This is a genomic window from Mesorhizobium sp. M8A.F.Ca.ET.021.01.1.1 (assembly GCF_003998025.1).
GTDB lineage: Bacteria > Pseudomonadota > Alphaproteobacteria > Rhizobiales > Rhizobiaceae > Mesorhizobium.
Genome location: NZ_RZSJ01000759.1, coordinates 1 through 2,399, shown reverse-complemented (window position 1 = coordinate 2,399; position 2,399 = coordinate 1). Strand labels below are relative to the sequence as shown.

Annotated in this window: 4 protein-coding genes and 1 pseudogene; 4 read left to right on the top strand and 1 reads right to left on the bottom strand. The window is 60.2% G+C overall.

Going from position 1 to position 2,399, the window contains the following annotated elements:
- The coding region (locus EOA36_RS33430; RefSeq protein ID WP_127281009.1) for an FCD domain-containing protein at nucleotides 1–258 on the top strand (258 nt) is incomplete at its 5' end.
- Nucleotides 259–359: 101 nt separating this feature from the next.
- On the top strand, nucleotides 360–620 hold the full coding sequence (locus tag EOA36_RS33425) for a DUF982 domain-containing protein (protein WP_027146689.1): 261 nt from the start codon (nucleotides 360–362) through the stop codon (nucleotides 618–620).
- A 60-nt stretch (nucleotides 621–680) separates the two neighbouring features.
- Here the strand turns inward: EOA36_RS33425 and EOA36_RS33420 are convergent, their stop codons facing one another.
- Nucleotides 681–833, bottom strand: a complete 153-nt coding sequence (locus EOA36_RS33420; protein WP_127281008.1) for a hypothetical protein — start codon at nucleotides 831–833, stop codon at nucleotides 681–683.
- A 197-nt stretch (nucleotides 834–1,030) separates the two neighbouring features.
- Here EOA36_RS33420 and EOA36_RS33415 point away from each other — a divergent pair, with 197 nt between their 5' ends.
- Together EOA36_RS33415 and EOA36_RS33410 are read left to right on the top strand one after the other, a co-directional pair.
- Entirely contained in the window at nucleotides 1,031–2,002 is a 972-nt protein-coding gene (locus EOA36_RS33415; RefSeq protein WP_127281007.1) for a glycosyl transferase family 90, read from the top strand.
- Between the two features lie 137 nt (nucleotides 2,003–2,139).
- Nucleotides 2,140–2,399 (top strand): annotated as a pseudogene (locus EOA36_RS33410) (lipopolysaccharide biosynthesis protein); the annotation flags it as partial.

Genomic DNA, 2,399 nt, shown 5'->3' with positions numbered 1-2,399 from the left:
TTCCTGTTCCGGGCGGTTCGTGACGCCATGACGCGGCTGTCGCGCGCCCGCTGGCTGGAAGTGCGTGACGAAACGGCCCTTGGCCGTGCCTGGCTCGAACATCGCGCCATCCTTGCCGCGACACGCCTTGGCCAGGCCGATGAAGCCACGCGGCTGCTGTCGGCCCACATCGTCGGCAGCCGTGACCGGCTGGTGACGTCGCTTGCCAACGACCGACGTGGCCTTCGCGCCAGGGGATTTGCCGTCGTCGCCGCCTAGTGCGGTCGATGCAGGGCAGCATTCGCCGGAAAACAGGCCGCATCTGACGTGAAGAGCACTTTCGGCCTCGCTTCAAGCAAGCCGATGGCGTAAGAGCGGCAATGGAAAACAATCGGTTTGAAACACCCGTGACCGTCAAGTCCGTCACGGCGGGAAGCACTCAGCTCTTGCGTTCGGCAAGGGAAGCTTCCGATTACCTGCTCAACAGCTGGCCCGGCAAGCGCAGCGCCAAGCATCGTGCGGCGCTGCAGGCCTGCCACGACGCACTCGCCGGCGACAAGCCGGCGATGAATGCCCGACGCGCTTTCATCGCCGCGGCGCGGGAGGTGGATGTTTTCATCAGTGACAAGGCGCCAGCCTGACCTAGGCTGATACCGACAATTCGGATTGAGGCACGGCCCGCATTCGCGGGCCGCATGCCGTTACTCCTCGGTTTTGGTCTCCGTCTCGGTCTCGGTCTCGGGCTTCGAACGTTCGCGGGCGGCAACCTTGGCGGCCAGCTTTTCAGCCTTCTTGGCCGCTTTCTGGCGGTCACGCTCCTTGCGTTCCTGATCGTAGTTGGGTGCTCGCGCCATATCGGCTCCTTTTATCACTGCCTTGCGGCCCTGAACCTGCCTAGGAGCATTAGCCGTCAAACACAACAGCTGAAGCGACAATGCTGGATGCTTGCTGGAAGAGATGCGGGGGCTTGCCAGATGGGCGCCACAATGATGTAGGAAATGCGGGGCGCCAATGAATTGAGAGCTGCCTGTTTGTTTTGATCAAGTGACCGATGGCCACAATTTCGCGGACCGCCGCAAGAGTTTTCTATTATGCGAGAAACGTCGTGCGCGATGTCGCTCCGCAAACGCTGTTTCGCGCAAGGCTGGCCGGCCGGCTCGAAAGGGCGAGGCTTTCCGGTGAGGCGGCGCGCCGCAGGCTGAATTACTACAACAAGCTGCAGGATTGTTTCGCGCCAAGCGCCAATGCCAAGCGCATCAGCAAGCTGCCGTTCACGCCGACCATGTACTATTACGACCTGAAGGAATTCGCCCGCTATTTCGATCCGGATTTGTTCATCGACCTCGAATTCGGCGACGTCAGGAACGTGCCTAGGGTGCCCGCTATCGTCAAGGATCGGCCAATCTGCGATGACGACCGGAACGCCGTCATCATGAAGCTCGACAAGTTTCGTCACTTCCAGATGCCGGCTGACGCTATTGCGTTCGCCGATAAGCTGCCGACCGTGGTCTGGCGCGGCGATCTCAACAACCCGATCAGGACAAGATTCCTCAAGGCAGTGCGCGGCCTGCCGTTCTGCGATGCCGGCTCGCACAAGCCGAACGCGCCGGCCGAATACGCCAAGCCTTTTCTCAGCATCAGCCAGCACCAGCGCTACCGCTACATCGTCTCGCTCGAAGGCAATGATGTAGCGACCAACCTCAAATGGATCATGAACTCGAAGTCACTTTGCCTGATGCCACCGCCGACTTATGAGACATGGTTCGCGGAGCGGCAGCTCGAAGCCAATGTGCACTATGTGCCGCTCGAGGCGGATTTCTCGAACCTTGCGGACCATGTGGCCTATTTCGAGCGGAATCCGGCCAAGGCGGAGCGCATCATCGCCGCCGCGAATGCCTATTGCCGGACATTCGACGACGAGCGGACCGAACAGGCGATCTCTCTGCTGGTGCTCTACAAATACTTCGTGCTCTCGGGCCAGATCAAACCTGATGCCGAGGTGTGGCGCTACATAACGGGCTAGTTGCCGGGCACCTCGTCTCGGCCGGCTGCCACGTGTTCGGGCAGCGCTGGATTGCGTGGCCCAATCATGCGATCATGCCGAGGGAACCGTCCCGGCCGTCATTTGTTTAATCGCGTTTATCTCTGATCAAAAGAACGATGGCCACCATAAAACGAACGACCGCAAAGGTCTTTTACTACGCGCGAAACGTGATCCGCGATATCGCACCCCAGGCGATCTTCCGACGACGGTTGGCGGGCCGCCTGGAACAGGCCAGGCTCTCGGATGTGGCCGTGCGCCGACGGCTGAATCACTACAACAAGCTGCAGGACGCTTTTAGGCCAAGCCCGGATGCCGTGCGTATCGACCAGCTGCCTTTTGAACCGAGCATGTACTATTACGACCTGAAGGACTGTCT

Coding starts and splice junctions, on each gene's coding strand:
- EOA36_RS33425 (WP_027146689.1), top strand. CDS start 360: ATGGAAAACAATCGGTTTGAAACACCCGTGACCGTCAAGTCCGTCACG.
- EOA36_RS33420 (WP_127281008.1), bottom strand. CDS start 833: ATGGCGCGAGCACCCAACTACGATCAGGAACGCAAGGAGCGTGACCGC.
- EOA36_RS33415 (WP_127281007.1), top strand. CDS start 1,031: ATGGCCACAATTTCGCGGACCGCCGCAAGAGTTTTCTATTATGCGAGA.